General features: G+C 69.3%; 12 protein-coding genes. 4 read left to right on the top strand and 8 right to left on the bottom strand.

Annotation, left to right across the window (positions count from 1 at the left end):
- The first annotated feature begins 177 nt into the window (after nt 1-177).
- Nucleotides 178-1,266: a glycosyltransferase family 9 protein gene (locus tag CFB46_RS16220; RefSeq protein WP_089500491.1), complete on the top strand. Its 1,089-nt coding sequence runs from the start codon at nt 178-180 to the stop codon at nt 1,264-1,266.
- Nucleotides 1,267-1,408: 142 nt separating this feature from the next.
- The gene (locus CFB46_RS16215) at nt 1,409-2,587 is read left to right on the top strand and encodes a glycosyltransferase family 9 protein (protein WP_089500490.1); all 1,179 of its coding nucleotides are present in this window, start codon (nt 1,409-1,411) and stop codon (nt 2,585-2,587) included.
- A 137-nt stretch (nt 2,588-2,724) separates the two neighbouring features.
- Here CFB46_RS16215 and CFB46_RS16210 read toward each other — a convergent pair whose 3' ends face one another.
- From CFB46_RS16210 to CFB46_RS16200, 3 genes are all read right to left on the bottom strand, one after another.
- Nucleotides 2,725-4,005: an O-antigen ligase family protein gene (locus CFB46_RS16210; RefSeq protein ID WP_089500489.1), complete on the bottom strand. Its 1,281-nt coding sequence runs from the start codon at nt 4,003-4,005 to the stop codon at nt 2,725-2,727.
- 138 nt (nt 4,006-4,143) lie between these two features.
- Complete coding sequence (locus CFB46_RS16205; protein WP_089500488.1) at nt 4,144-4,986, bottom strand: glycosyltransferase family 2 protein; 843 nt, start codon at nt 4,984-4,986, stop codon at nt 4,144-4,146.
- Nucleotides 4,987-5,105: 119 nt separating this feature from the next.
- Nucleotides 5,106-5,858 (bottom strand): glycosyltransferase family 2 protein, encoded by a 753-nt coding sequence (locus tag CFB46_RS16200; RefSeq protein WP_027785038.1) that lies wholly within the window; start codon nt 5,856-5,858, stop codon nt 5,106-5,108.
- A 225-nt stretch (nt 5,859-6,083) separates the two neighbouring features.
- On the opposite strand from CFB46_RS16200, the gene msbA reads away from it, so the two are divergent.
- Both msbA and CFB46_RS16190 read left to right on the top strand, forming a co-directional pair.
- Nucleotides 6,084-7,835, top strand: coding sequence for a lipid A export permease/ATP-binding protein MsbA (gene msbA / locus CFB46_RS16195; RefSeq protein ID WP_034185430.1), 1,752 nt, complete (start codon nt 6,084-6,086; stop codon nt 7,833-7,835).
- Nucleotides 7,836-7,926: 91 nt separating this feature from the next.
- Nucleotides 7,927-8,319: an RcnB family protein gene (locus CFB46_RS16190; protein WP_089500487.1), complete on the top strand. Its 393-nt coding sequence runs from the start codon at nt 7,927-7,929 to the stop codon at nt 8,317-8,319.
- A gap of 70 nt (nt 8,320-8,389) precedes the next feature.
- Here the strand turns inward: CFB46_RS16190 and CFB46_RS16185 are convergent, their stop codons facing one another.
- The 5 genes from CFB46_RS16185 to CFB46_RS16160 form a co-directional block, all read right to left on the bottom strand.
- Complete coding sequence (locus tag CFB46_RS16185) at nt 8,390-8,956, bottom strand: FUSC family protein (protein ID WP_089500486.1); 567 nt, start codon at nt 8,954-8,956, stop codon at nt 8,390-8,392.
- Between the two features lie 41 nt (nt 8,957-8,997).
- On the bottom strand, nt 8,998-10,257 hold the full coding sequence (locus CFB46_RS16180; protein ID WP_089500485.1) for an MFS transporter: 1,260 nt from the start codon (nt 10,255-10,257) through the stop codon (nt 8,998-9,000).
- Nucleotides 10,254-11,219 carry a PRC-barrel domain-containing protein gene (locus CFB46_RS16175; RefSeq protein WP_089500484.1) on the bottom strand — a complete coding sequence of 322 codons (966 nt, stop codon included), beginning with the start codon at nt 11,217-11,219 and terminating at the stop codon, nt 10,254-10,256. The genes CFB46_RS16180 and CFB46_RS16175 overlap by 4 nt, the downstream gene beginning before the upstream one ends.
- 638 nt (nt 11,220-11,857) lie before the next feature.
- Nucleotides 11,858-13,099 carry a collagen-like triple helix repeat-containing protein gene (locus CFB46_RS16165; protein WP_089500483.1) on the bottom strand — a complete coding sequence of 414 codons (1,242 nt, stop codon included), beginning with the start codon at nt 13,097-13,099 and terminating at the stop codon, nt 11,858-11,860.
- A 569-nt stretch (nt 13,100-13,668) separates the two neighbouring features.
- Nucleotides 13,669-14,004 carry a YggL family protein gene (locus CFB46_RS16160; protein ID WP_089500482.1) on the bottom strand — a complete coding sequence of 112 codons (336 nt, stop codon included), beginning with the start codon at nt 14,002-14,004 and terminating at the stop codon, nt 13,669-13,671.
- Nucleotides 14,005-14,111 lie beyond the last annotated feature (107 nt).

The following is a 14,111-nucleotide window of genomic DNA, read 5'->3' as shown; positions in this document are numbered from 1 at the left end:
CATCCGAACGCCCAGCCAGCCGCGCGGTTCGCACGGCGAGCGCCGCCGCGCCGGTAGCATGCATAAACAGGGGCGGATCCATGCCGGCGCGTGGCAACGCTCGCCAGCGCCGCCTTCGACCGGGATGCCGTGGAACGGCCCGCCGCGACGATAAAAACTGATTGTCACCACATGACCATGGCCAATGGAAACCCGCCGCAGCGGATCCTCGTGATCCGGATCGATTTTCTGGGCGACATGCTGTGCACGACGGCGTTTCTCCGCGCGCTGAAGGCGCGCTGGCCGGGTGCGGAGCTGCATGTGGTCGCTAACCGCTACAACGCGGCCGCGCTGGCCGGAAATCCGGACGTGCACACGATCCACACCTACGTGTACAGCCGCCAGTGCGAGCGCAACGACCGTCCCGGCCGGATGCGTGCATTTTTCGACCGGCTGCGACTCGTGCGCCGTCTGCGCCGCTTGCGGTTCGACCTCGTGATCGTGCCGAACGGCGGCATGCATCGCAGCAGCATGCAGTTCGCGCGCCAGCTTCGCGCGAAGGATTGCCGCTGGCACGATGCCAGGACCGAATTCGACGATCGCAAGCCCGAGCATGTCGCGCAGCGGCCGATGTGCCACGAGGCGTTGTCGGGTTTCCGCCTGGTGCCCGAACTCGGTTGCGCCGATCTCGACCGTCTTGAGCTGTCGGTCCATCCCGATCGCGCGCTGCAGGAAGCGTGGCATCGTCTGCTCGGTGCGCGCACGAAGCCGCGCGTCGGGCTGTTCGTGTCGAACAAGGCGGTCGAGCGCCGCTGGCCCGCCGACCGCTGGCGCGACCTCGGCGAGCGGCTCGCCCCTGTCGCGGATGTCATCGTGTTTCGCGATCCGGCTATCGGCCAGGCTGCCGAAGACGAGCTATGGCGCGACGTGAATGCACGGCATGTCGCGCCTGCGTCGGTCGCCGAACTGGTGGCGGCTGCGAGCCTGCTCGATGCGGTTGTCTCTGCCGACAGCGCGCCCGTCCATCTTGCGTCGGCGCTCGGCGTACCGGTGGCCGCACTGTTCGAGGACCGTCCCGAGAAATACCTGCGCTGGCATCCGCTTGGCGTGCCGCACGTGATCCTGCGCGCGGGCCCGACCGTCGATGCGATCGGCGTCGATGCGGTCGAGCGCGCGGTGCGCCACCTGCTGCCGGAGGGCGGCCATCGCGACGATGCTGCGGCCGACACGGCGCCCGAGCAGCCGGCCGCCGCCACGGCGCCCGCGATCGTGACGATCGCTTCGTAGCGGCGCGCGCACCGCGCGGCCGCGTACCGCACCGCTGGCAGGGCCGCATCGCGGTAGTCTGCCCGGCCGGTGCGCGACGCCGCGCCGCCTGCTGCAAAATCCTGTACATTGCCAGCCTTGTTCAGCCAGCCAGACGATCGCCGTGGCCCTGTTTTCTTCCGTCCGTCCGCCCAGAACCATCCTCGTTGCCGCGCCGCGCCGTATCGGCGACGTGCTGCTGACGACGCCGCTCGTACGATCGCTGAAGGCCCGCTGGCCGGACGCGCAGATCGACATGTTGGTGTTTCGCGGCACCGAGGGCGTGCTCGAGCACAATCCGGACGTGCGGCGCGTGATCGTGGTCGCGCAACGCGCGGGATTTGGCGAGCGGCTGCGCGACGCGCTGTCGATGTGGCGCCGCTACGATCTCGCGTGCGCGGCGCTGAGTTCCGACCGGCCGCGTTTCTATAGCTGGTTCGCCGGCCGCAAGCGGGTCGGCCTCGTCGACCCGAACCGCGTCACGTGGCTCACGCGGATGATGCTGAACGGGATCGCGATCAATCACCACGAATCCGCGCATACGGTCGTCAGTACGCTCGCACTCGCGCCGGTGATCGGCATCGAGCCGGTGTCCGAGGTCGTCGCGCCCGGCATCGGCGACGATCCCGCGCGGCGCGCGCGTTTCGACGCGTGGCTCGCCGAGTCGCCCGCGATCCGCGCCGGCAAGCCGCTGGTCGTGCTGCATCCGTATCCGATGTTCCGTTACAAGCAATGGCGGCTCGACGGCTGGGTCGAAATGATCGGCTGGCTGCGCGAGCAGGGTTTCGCGGTCGCGTTGTCGGGCGGGCCGGCCGACCGCGAGCGCGAGTATGCGGAACAGGTCGCGACCGAGGCGGGCGGCGACGTGCTGAACCTGGTCGGCCGCCTGACGTTCGGCGAAAGCGCGGAGCTCGTGCGGCGCGCGCGGCTCTTCATCGGGCCCGACACCGGCGCGACGCACGTCGCGGCCGCGACCGGCACCGACACGATTGCACTGTTCGGGCCGTCCGACCCCGTGCGCTGGGGGCCGTGGCCGCAGCACTGGCCCGCGACCGACAATCCGTGGTCGCTGCGCGGCTCGGGCCGGCACGGGAACGTGTGGCTGCTGCAAGGGGAGGGCGATTGCGTGCCGTGCCGGCACGAAGGCTGCGAGCGTCATGTCGACAGCCGCAGCGACTGCCTCGTCCATCTCGGTGCGCAGCGCGTGAAGGCTGCGGCTGCCGAGATGCTCGGACTGAATCCGCCGGGCCCGGCCGACATCGTCGTCGACACGTCGCGGCTGCGCCGCGCCGGATCCGACTGACGCACGGCAAGCGCGCGTTTTGCTTCGTTGGCAGAGCGCGTGTTTCGCGGAGAACCAAGCGGCTCCCCGGCATCGACGGTGGATGTCCGCTGCCGCCGAACCGGTCGGCATGGCCGCGCAACGTATGCCGGCGGGCGTTACATGCTGCGCCGGATCGCCGACGTTTCGCGCGGCAGCGCTTCGCCGCGCTCGCCGCAACCGAGCAGGATGCCGGCCAGCAGCACGATCAGGTGCCCTTCGGCGAAATCGAGCAGCAGCGAATTCGCGAGACTGCCGATCGCGAAGATCGCGAGCCATGCGAGCAGCAAGTGCCGCGAGCGCGGATCGACCGTGCGGCTGCCGCGCGCGATCTGCACGATCAGGTTGATGAACAGCAGCACGCCGAGCGAGCCGAGCTGCACGGCCATCAGCAGGTATTCATTGTGCGGGTTCGACGTGAGCTGGCCTTCGGCCGCCGTCTTGCCGGCCGTGAGCTTCTCGAATTCGGATTCGAGGCCGCCCGCGCCGTAGCCGATCACGGGGCGCTGGCGATACAGCTCGAACCCTTTCTTGTACCACTCGAGGCGCAGCCCGGTCGACGTGGCCGCATCGCTCTGCCGGTATTGCTGCACTTCCGTCACGACCTTCGTCAACCGGCCGTTGTGAACCGTGCAGGCGGCGACCACGAGCGCGGCGCCGACGAGGACGAGCATGCCGGCGGCGAGCCCTGCGCGCAACGCGGACTGCCGGCGCAGCAACAGCACGAAACGCACGGCGACGACGAGGATCAGCAACAGCGCGATCACCTGCCCCGTGCGTCCTTGCAGCATCACGAACACGTTGACGAGCGACCACGCGGCGATGCCCGCATACGCGGCACGGGCGAGCATCGTGCGGGCCGCCAGCGCGAGATCGGCTGCCTGGTAAAAGAGCAACGCCCCGAACATGCCGGCGGCGATGTGGTTCTTGAACACCCATGCGCGCGACAGCGGCAACTGGGTCGCATGCGCCGGCCCGATCGCGGTCAGCCCGAGGTAGTTGGTCGTCGACAGCAGCAGGATCACGCACAGCGTGCCGAACCAGCAGCGCCGCACGATCGGCGCCCAGTTCGAATGACGGAACGCGAGCACGGCGAACGGCAGCAGCAGCAGCTTGTCGTACTTCGCGACCCAGTTCCACGCCTTGTTGTGCGGCGCGACCGTATAGGTGACGCTCACGGCCAGCGCGGCCAGAATGAGCAGCGCCGCGAGCGAAGCCGGCTCGGTGACGAACGAGCGCAGGTCGCGCCAGAATTCGGGGGAGATCACGAGCGCGGCGGCGAACAGCCCGCAGAACACGTTGGTCAGCGCGGTCGAGACGGGCACCATGCAGAGCGCGGCGACGGCGAATGCACGGGCGGCGGTCAGGCGCCGCGTGGCGGGAGTGGAAAACGAAAGCATCGGAACCTGTCGTATGGACGAATGCGGCTCGCGGACAGCGTGCACCGCGCCGCGCCGCGCGCCCCGGCGGGAGATCCGGGACGAACGGCGCAGTATACGCGAAGCAGGACAGGTTTCCGCGCGGTTTTCAGGGTTCGATCAGCTGAATGCGCGCTTGATCCGCGAGCGCAACAGGGCGCGCTTGAGGCGGCCTTCCACGGCCGGCGTATCGAGCGCGAGCCGCGTGCCGAGCGGCTCGCCGCGATGCAGGTAGTAGCGGTCGAACGTCGCCTGGGTCATGCCCCATTTGTTCAGAAACTGACGGCGGCCGTCGTTCTTGACGATCTTGCCGGTGCTCTTCTGCTGGAAGTGGTACACGAGGCTGTCGCCGACACCGATGAAGATCCGGCAGCCGGCGTCCCAGAATTTCATCGAGAAGTCGTTGTCGCTGCTCATGCCCGGCGACAGCTCGCTGCTGTAGCCGCCGATGCGGTTCCACCAGTCGCGGTGCACGAGCGTCGGCGGCCAGGTCGAGCCGAGCCAGTCCGCGCGCGCCAGCTTCGGGGTCGCGGCGACGAGGCCCGCCGCGTCGAATTGCTCGGCGTCGCGGCCGAAATTGCTGACGACCACGCACGGGTTGCGCGTGTCGACCGGCTCGATCATCGTGCCCGACAGCATGAACAGGTCGGTCGGCATCTGTTCGATGCGGCGTACGAGCGCCGTGTCCCAGCCCGGGCAGCAGAACATGTCGTCGTTCATGTAGACGACGTAGTCGCGCGCGGCGCGCGCCGCGGCCAGGTTGACCGCATGGCAGATGCCGATGTTGGTCGGCGACGCGGTGTGTTCGATCCCTTCGTTGCGCACCCAGTCGAGCGTGCCGTCCGAGCCGTCGTTCACGTGCACGATGATCTGGTGGTCGTACGCGGAATGCCGGCGCAGGCTGTCGACGACGAGCTTGAGGTACGGCAGGTTGTTCCAGGTCGGGATGATGATGGAGAACATGGCGGTCGGATTCGGTGGTCGTCGTGGCGGGCGGCGCGCGGCGCAGCCGCTCGGGCGGGCACGCGCGGTGCGCGCAGCCCGGCATTGTAACGCCGGGCCGGCCGCGCGCCGGCGGGCGCCTAGCGGGCCGGTTCGTGACCGAGCTTCAGGAAGCGGTAATACACGGTTTCCGCGTTGAACACGGCAATCATGAAGCCGGCGCGGCCGTCGAGGAACCCGCGCCGCAGCACGTAGGTGCGCACGAACGCCCAGGCGCCGCGGCCGAGCGCCTTGCCGAAGCCGCCGCGCTGGCCGGCCGCGCGGCGCTGGCGCGCGCCGGCCGTCGAATACGCGTCGAGCTTGCGCACGACCGTTTCGAAATCCTCGTACGAGTAGTGCATCAGCTTGCCGGGCAGGCGCTGCGCGGCGGTCTCGAACACGAGGCGCTCGTGCACGAGATCGTCCGAGAACCGCGCGGTGCCGCGCCGGAACAGCCGCGGCACCCAGTCCGGATACCAGCCGCTGTGATGGATCCACTGGCCGCAGAAACTCGACAGCCGGTCGAGCGCATAGACCTGCGCGGCCGGCGCGCGGATCGCGTCGCGGATCGACCGCGCGAGTTCCGGCGTGACGATTTCGTCGGTATCGAGCGAGAGAATCCAGTCGGTGCCGAGCGCGTCGAGCGCGCGGTTCTTCTGCGGGCCGAAGCCCGGCCAGTCGCGCTCGACGATCACGCGCGCGCCGTGCGCCTGGGCGATCGCGACGGTATCGTCGGTGCTGCCGCCGTCGACGACGACGATATCGTCGGCGAACGACAGCGCATCGAGACACTGCGCGAGCCGCGCGGACGCGTTGAGGGCGATGAGGGCGACGCCGAGGGAGGGTTCAGCCATGAAATCGTCGGAAAGGCGGAGAAAACGGTGAGCGGCAGTATACCGTCGGGCCGGCCGCCGGCCGCATCGGCGATGGCCGTGCCGGCGGGGGCGGTGCAGCTATAATGTTGAGCCCTTTTCGGCACCCGCCCGACGAGGGCGCACACCCGGGCGGCCACGCGCCGGGCGCCGCATCGCGGCTCAAGAAGGATTGCCTTGGAAACCCAGAACACTCTTCGCAAACCGATGGACGGTACCGGCACCTCGCCGGTGACGGTCCTCAAGCGCCTGTGGCCGTACATCCGGCCGCTCATCGGCATCGTGGTGCTCGCCGTGGCGACGATGGGCGTCGTCGCGGCCACCGAAGCCGGTATCCCGGCGCTGCTCAAGCCGCTGCTCGACCACGGCTTCGGTTCGCACGGCAGCGACCGCGCAAAGTGGTACGTGCCGATCGCGGTGATTGGCCTCGCGCTCGTGCGCGGCGTATCGCAGTACGCATCGAATTACCTGCTCAACTACGTATCGAACCGCATCCTGCTGCAGCTGCGGCTCGAGATGTTCCAGCGGATGCTCCACACGGGCGCGTCGTTCTTCCAGCGCGAAACCGCGAGCACGGTGATCAACGCCATCGTGTTCGAGGTCAACCAGATCCTGTCGGTGCTGACGGGCGTGATGGTCACGCTCGTGCGCGACTCGCTGACGGTGATCTTCCTGCTCGGCTATCTGTTCTACCTGAACTGGCGGCTCACGCTGATCGTCGCGGTGATCCTGCCGGGCATCGGCTGGCTCGTCAGCAAGATCAACCGCCGGCTGCGCCGCCTGAATCGCGAGCACCAGACGCTGACCAACGAGCTGTCGTACATCGTCGAGGAGACGGTCGGCGGCTACAAGGTCGTCAAGGTGCACAACGGCGAAGCGTACGAGATGGACCGCTTCACGGCGATGAGCAAGCGCCTGCGCGGCTACGCGATGCGCATGACGATCTCGGGCGGCCTCGCGCAGCCGCTCACGCAGTTCCTTGCGTCGATCGCGCTGGCGGTCGTGATCACGATCGCGGTCGTGCAGTCGTCGAACGACCAGACGACGGTCGGCGGTTTCGTCGCGTTCGTCACGTCGATGCTGCTGGTGATCTCGCCGCTCAAGCATCTGATCGACGTCAACCAGCCGCTGCAGCGCGGGATGACGGCCGCCGAGCTGATCTTCGGGCTGATCGACGAGCCGGCCGAGCCGCGGGGCGGCGGGCGGCCGCTGTCGCAGGCACGCGGCGAGATCGAGTTCCGAGCCGTGTCGTTCGACTACGGCGCGGCCGAACGGCCGACGCTCGACCGCATCTCGTTCAAGGTCGCGCCGGGTGAAATGATCGCGCTGGCCGGCCCGTCGGGGAGCGGCAAGACGACGCTCGTGAACCTGCTGCCGCGCTTCTTCGACCCGACGGACGGCACGATCCTGGTCGACGGCGTGCCGGTGCCCGACTACGATCTCCACGCGCTGCGCAGCCAGATGGCGATGGTCAGCCAGGACGTCGTGCTGTTCAACGACACGATCGCCGCGAACGTCGCATACGGGCAGACACCCGACCGCGCGCGCGTGCAGGCCGCGCTCGAGGCCGCGAACCTCGCCGATGCGGTCGCCGCGATGCCCGACGGGCTCGATACGCTGGTCGGCGGCAACGGGATGCGGTTGTCCGGCGGCCAGCGCCAGCGGCTCGCGATTGCGCGCGCGATCTACAAGGACGCGCCGATCCTGATCCTCGACGAAGCGACGTCGGCGCTCGATTCGGAGTCGGAGCGCCACGTGCAGGCCGCGCTCGAGCGGCTGATGGAAGGTCGCACGACGCTGGTGATCGCGCACCGGCTGTCGACGATCGAGCGCGCGGACCGCATCCTCGTGCTCGAGGCCGGCAAGATCGTGGAGGAAGGCAGCCACGACGAACTCTTGCGCCACGGCGGCCTCTACGCGCACCTGCACCGGATCCAGTATCAGCAGCAGGCGGCGTGACGCGCGGTCATGCGGCCGCGATGCCGTGTGCTAGTCTTCATCGGGCAGTCCCGGTCGTTTCTTGTTCGACGCGACACCACGGAGAAGGACAATGAAGAAGATGCACGGCATGATGCTGGCCGCACTGATCGCGGTGGGCTGCGCCGCCACCGCGGCGATGGCGCAGGATCACGGCAACCACGGCAATCGCGATGATCGCGGCGGCCCCGGCATGCAGCGCGGCCACGGCCCGAAACACGTGCCGCCGGGCCAGGCGATGCATCGGGACGACGACGTGCCGCCCCGCTGGGCCGACCAGCCGCGCCGCGACTGGCACAGGGGCGACCGGCTGCCGGACGAGTTCCGCGATCGCCAGTACGTGGTCGACGACTGGCGCGGCTACCACCTGAGTGCGCCGCCGCGCGGTTACCACTGGGTCGGCGTCGGCGGCGACTACCTGCTCGTGCAGATCGGCTCGGGCATCGTGCTACGGGTCGGTCCGTAACCCGGTTCGTACCCGTTACGCAGCGTTCCGATCGTTCATCCGGCTGCCGGGCGCGTTGCCCGGCGCCGCGTCACTTTGCCGCCGCGCGGCGGAACCAGCGCCGCTCGATTCTCGACATCAGCCAGCACACACCCAGCGCGCACACCGTGCCGAGCGTCACTTCGCCGAGCCGGATCAGCGGAACGTCCCACAGCGGGCCATTGCCCGGGAACAGCAGCACGATCGTCGCGGTCACGCCGCCGAGCCGTGCCGCGCTGCCGATGTTCAGGCACCAGCAGCAGACGATCACGACCGCGACCGTGATCGCATATGCGACGAGGCGATCGCCGCCCAACGCCGCACCGGCGAAACCGAGGATGCCGCCGACCATCGCGCCGATGAACTGGTCGCGCGACAGCGACATCGTGTCCGAGTAGTTGTGCTGCGTGACGGCGATCGCGGTGATCGCGGCCCACACGGCCTGCTCGGTATGCATCGCGCGGCCGATCGCATACGCGAGGCACGCGCCGCAGACGGCCTGCAGCGCCATCAGCCCGCCTTGCGCGAGCCGCTCGCTGAATGACAGCCCCTTGAACAGATCGAAGATCGATTGCTGAATCTGCTGGCGGGCTTCGTTGAGTGTCCTGATCGTATCCATCGTGCATCGGCCGAGAAGCGGGGAGCGGTGGCGCGCCGCCGTCAATGCGCCTGTTCGGGCGAGGCGGCCGCCGGTTCGTCGGCCGTCGCATCGCCGTTCTCGACGCGGGTTTCGGGCATCACGAGCCAGACCAGCAGCACCGCGAGCGCACCGGCGGCGGCGAGCCCGAAGAAGCTGACCGCGTTGCCGAAGTGATCGGCGACGTAGCCGGCCACGGCGGTGCTGAGCGTCGCCCCGATCCCGGCCGCGAGCCCGAACAGCCCGATACACAGGTTGTAGCGGCCCTTGCCGCCCGCGACGTCGGCCGCGATCAGCGGCAGCATCACGCCGAACACGGCCGCGCTGATGCCGTCGAGCATCTGCACCGGCACGAGCAGGTAGGGGCTGCTGACGCCGGCGAACAGCAGCGCACGCACCGGCAGCGCGGAGAAGCCGAGCAGCAGGATCGGCCGGCGCCCCCAGCGCTGCGCGGAGCGGCCGACCCACGGCGACAGCATCGCGACGATCGCTTGGGGCACGATGATGCACGCGGCGATCACGAGCTGCACGTTTTCGCCCATCCCGGCCGTGACTTCGCCGGCCGCGAGGTTCAGCATCGCGGCGTTCGACAGATGGAACAGCACGACGCAGGCCGCGAAGATCAGCATCCGGCGGTCGCGCAGCAATTCGAGCAGCGTTTCGCGCTCGCCGGTTTCGTCGAGATCGTCCGGCTTCGACGATTGCGGAATCACCTGGTGCGTCGGCTGGATCATCGCGAGCGCGAACAGCGCGGGCAGCGCCAGCACGGCGGTCAGCCAGAACACCGCGCGCGCGGAGAAGTATTCGCCGGTCAACCCCATCAGGCCCGCCGCGACCGCGCTGCCGATCGACGCCCAGCGCGCGTTGCGGCCGAGCCGGTCGCCGAGGTCGGCGCGACCGACGAGCGAGAACGAGATCGCGGCCATCGCCGGCACCAGCATGCAGCTCGCGAAGCCGTGGAACACCTCGGCGGCGATCACCGGCACGATCGTCGGGCTCGACGCGAGCAGGACCGCGGACAGGATGATGGCCACGATCGCCCACGCGGCCGCGCCTTTCTTGTTCTTCAGCGCGTCGACGGCCGCGCCGCCCGGTACCTGGCTGACCATCGCGCTGATCGTGCCGATCGACAGCACCATGCCGATCTCGCCCTGCGTCCACTTGTGCGACGCGAGGTAGGACGCGATGAACGGACCGAACCCGGTTTGAACGTTTGCAACGAAAAAGTTGAGCCAGTCGAGGGAGCGCAGACTGCGAACGCTGACGGAATGCTTGATCGTCATCGGGTGGCACTCGCAGACGAAGCCGGCGCGGCCGGGACAACAGGCGGGAAGACGGCGACGATCGGCTTGTCGGCCGCGTACGGCGGCGATGCCTTGATCTGGGCGTCGTTCAGGTCGAGTTGCGGGTGCAGCGCCTTGTCGCGCGTGACGAAGCGCAGCGCGCCCCAGCTCGCGGCGATCGACCGGCGGTCGGTATTGACGAGCCCGCCGAGGTCGAGCACGACGGCCTGCGGCTGTGCGCCGCGGTCGATCAGCACGTCGACGATGCGGCCGATCTTCGTGCCGTTCGGGCGCTCGACATCGCTGTCGAGCATCGGCAGTCGCGTCGCCGGCGACGCCGCGGGCGAACCCGACAGCGGCACGGCCTTCGGTCGCGCGGCCGGCGGCAGGTCGCCCGACGGCACGTCGAGCACGATCGGCTCCTGTTTGCCGCCCGGCGTGAAGCGGAATACGTTCCACGGGAAGATGACCTTGCGGTCGCCGATCCCCATGAAGCCCTGCAGGTTGACGATCATTTCGCGCGGCTTGCCGCTCGCGTCGACCACCATGTCGACCGCGCGGCCGACTACCTTGCCGTTGCGTCGCGCGACTTCGCTGTCGAGCAGCGCATGGATCTGGGTGCGGTCGAGCGCGCGCGTCGCGACGAGCGGCGGGGGCGGAGGCGGCGGCGGGGTCGGCGATTCGGGGCGCTGCACGGGCTTCGGCCGCGTCACCTCGCGGTGCGGCTTCTTCGGCGCTTCCGGTTCCTCCGGTTGCGTCGGCGCGGGCACGGGCGGCATCGTCAGCGGCTCGCCGGCGGTTTCCTCGACAGGCTCGACGAGCGCCTCGCTGATCGGCGCGGGCGGGTTCTGGACCGGCAGCAGCCCGCAGCCGGACAGCAACGCTGTGACGGCGAGAATCAGGAAGACCGTCGAGGACGGCAACGACTTGCGGGATGCGGGAAACGGGAGTCCGCCGCTCATTGACACTCACTCCATGGGTCGGGGGCGGCCCGAGGGCACGCGGCTGGCGATGGATGGCGGGTGCGGGCGGCGCACCACGCGAGGTGAGAGTTTAACGTGTCTTGCTTTCAGGACCGATTTCGACGGCGGATCGCAGGCGAGTGCGCGGGCAAGATGAAAGGGGGCGGGGCCGGACAGTGTTCGCAGACCGTGAGGAGAAGGGGCGCACAGGCGGAGCGGCGGTGCAGGCTTGACGGCGGCAACATCGAACTCGGCTGCCCCGGCATGTTTACGGTGAAGTTCGCGGGGTGGTCCCGTCTTGCCGGGCGGTTTCGACGCCGGCTCGGCGCTTGGCTCAGTGCTAGGCTCGGCACTTGGCACTTGGCACTTGGCACTTGGCACTTGGCGCTCGGCGCTCGGCGCTCGGCGCTCGGGGCTTGGCTCGGCGTTTGGCTCGGCGTTTGGCTCGGCGTTTGGCTCGGCGTTTGGCTCGGCGTTTGGCTCGGCGTTTGGCTCGGCGTTTGGCTCGGCGTTTGGCTCGGCGTTTGGCTCGGCGTTTGGCTCGGCGTTTGGCTCGGCGTTTGGCTCGGCGTTTGGCTCGGCGTTTGGCTCGGCGCCCGCCCGTCGACGACGAGGCGGGCGCCGCGTGTGCCGTTCGCTTACTTGACCAACGCGCCGAGCGTCGTCGTCACCGGGGCGAGCAGCCCGCCGCCGGTTTTCGCGATGGCGCCGCCGCCGGTGCCGCCCGTCAGCCCCGCAACCGGCGAGCCGCCGGCCGCGCCCGACACGGCGCCCGTCACGGTGCCGACCGCCGACGTGAGCGCGCCTGCCGGATTGCTGCCGCCCGTCGCACCGCCGAGCGCGCCGGTGGCGGTCGATACGAGCCCGGTCACCGGAGCGAGCGGGTTCGTCGCCGCCGCGCCGCCGCCGAGCAGTGTCGTGCCGGCGGTTGCCACCGTGTTGCCGGTGGCCGTCACGACGTTGCCGACGCCCGTCGTCAACGGATTGCCGCCGGTTTTCGCGATCGTCGTGCCGGCGCCCGCGATGCCGTTGCCGACCGTCGTCACGAGATTCGTGAGCGGCGCGCCGAGCGGCGTGCTCGATGCGACGGTCTGCGTGACCGAGCCGACCGTCGACGTGATCGGCGTGATCGCCGAGCTCGCGGCGCCCGTGACCTGCGCGACGGGCCCCGTCGACAGTTGCGTGCCGAGCGTCGCGCCGCCGCCGGCGAGGGTGTTGCCGAGCATCGTGATCGCGCCGCCGACCGGCGACGTGACAGGCGCGAGCGGCGCCAGCGCCGACCCGCTCCCGCCGAGGCTCGATACGACGCCGCCCGTCGCGGCAACCGCGTTGCCGAGGTCCGTGACCACGCCGCCCGTGCTCGCGACGGTCGTGCCGACCGGGTTCGACGATGCGCCGAGCTGGCCGAGACCCGAGCCGAGGCCGGTACCGAGCGTCGTGACGGCCGCGCCGGCATCCTGCACGACGGTGCCGAGCCCTTGTGTGGTCGACGCACTGGTGCCCGGCAGCGACTGGCCCGCGATCGTCGTGCCGACGCCCGATACCGCGCCGCCCGCGGCCGTCACGATATTGCTCGACGCGTCCACGGTCTGGCCGAACGCATTGGCGGACGTGCCGGTGCCCGATGTGCCTGTGCCCGAGCCGCTGCCCGTGCCGCCAACGGTCGAGCCGCTCCCGGAGCCACTGCCGGAACCGCTCCCGGAGCCGTTGCCCGTGCCGCCCGTCGTGGCCGTCGTGTCGCCCGAACCCGATCCGGAGCCGCCTGTGCCCTGGCTCAGCGAGCCGGAGCCGCCGCACGCGGACAGCGATACCAGCGTCGCGACGCCCGCGGCGATCAAGATCATTCGGAGTCCTGCTTGATGGATGGCTTGCGTGTTCATGTCGTCCTCGTCTCGATTGAAGGAATGGGTCAGGCGGCCTTCACGTGCGTCGCTGTGTCGCCGCCGCGAAGGCGAAGCGGCGGGCACCTCGGTTGTCGTCTCCCTGATTGACCTGTCGCCGTGTCGCGTTGTCACCTGGTTGGGAATCCGGAACGCCTGCCGGCCGCGCGGTTTGCATTCTTTCGTATTGCTTGCCGATCGAGCCGAAATTCGTAGGATTCTTTACGATCAGAGTAGGCTCACCGACGCAAGACTTCCTTTAACCATCGTTAAATTGAAGTAAGCGTCCGTTTCATGGCCGGAATCGGGAAAAGCCCTGTCGACACGGCGCGAGGGATGTGGGTCGGTTGGGCCGCGCAGCGGGCGGGCGACGGGGGAAGTGTGGCGGGAGAGAGACGGGAGAGAGACGGGAGAGAGGCGGGAGAGAGACGGGGAGAGACGGGGAGAGACGGGGAGAGACGGGGAGAGACGGGGAGAGATGCGGGAGAGACGCGGGAGGCGACGTCCGGACCTGGCCCTCATGGCGGGCAGGCACGGACGTCGGCAGGGTACGTCGAGAAAACGGGAGATCAGGCGTCCGGATACCACGCGTCGGTGAATTCGCTGACCTTGACGTCGGTCAGTTCCGGACGGGCGGCCAGCCACCTGCGCACGAGTTCGCGGTCGGCGTCGGTCGTCGTGCCGCGCGGCGCGCCGGAGATCACGTACGCGCCGATGCCTTCGTCCGCGGACGCGACGGTCAGCAGCCCGTTCGCTTCGACGAAGTCGATGAACGCGTCGATCAGCTGGCCGCGCTCGAGATCGGTCATTTCGTTGCGGTAATGGGCAGTGGCGTTGAACGCGAGTTCCTGGAATTCGCCGATGTGGAGTTTCTTGCGCTGGCGGCGGTTGTGGCCTTGGCTCATGGTGTGTGATGAATGCGAAAAGGGTCGATGAAAAGAGCGGCGGCGGGTGCTGGCGCGGCATACGCGAACAGCCCGGCCGCCGCATCGGGGCGCCGCGCGGCGCTGCC

The sequence above is a fragment of the Burkholderia sp. HI2761 genome, assembly GCF_002223355.1.
In the GTDB taxonomy this organism is placed as follows: domain Bacteria; phylum Pseudomonadota; class Gammaproteobacteria; order Burkholderiales; family Burkholderiaceae; genus Burkholderia.
Note: the sequence above shows the minus strand (reverse complement) of the source record. Positions and strands in the feature narration are given on the sequence as shown.